The sequence below is a fragment of the Pseudomonas sp. PDM04 genome (genome assembly GCF_014851765.1).
GTDB lineage: Bacteria > Pseudomonadota > Gammaproteobacteria > Pseudomonadales > Pseudomonadaceae > Aquipseudomonas.
This window is the reverse complement of sequence record NZ_JACVAI010000031.1, coordinates 1-255: the sequence shown is the minus strand read 5'-3', so window position 1 is coordinate 255 and position 255 is coordinate 1. Positions and strand designations below refer to the sequence as shown.

The 255-nt window shown below is 48.6% G+C and carries 1 rRNA gene; it reads left to right on the top strand.

Annotated elements, in window-relative coordinates:
- Window positions 1-255: ribosomal RNA gene (locus IB249_RS29655) — 23S ribosomal RNA — on the top strand; the annotation flags it as partial.

The window sequence follows — 255 nt, the reverse complement described above, 5'->3', positions numbered from 1 at the left end:
TGAAAGACGTGGTAGCCTGCGAAAAGCTTCGGGGAGTCGGCAAACAGACTTTGATCCGGAGATGTCTGAATGGGGGAACCCAGCCATCATAAGATGGTTATCTTAAGCTGAATACATAGGCTTAAGAAGCGAACCAGGGGAACTGAAACATCTAAGTACCCTGAGGAAAAGAAATCAACCGAGATTCCCTTAGTAGTGGCGAGCGAACGGGGACTAGCCCTTAAGTGGCTTTGAGATTAGCGGAACGCTCTGGAA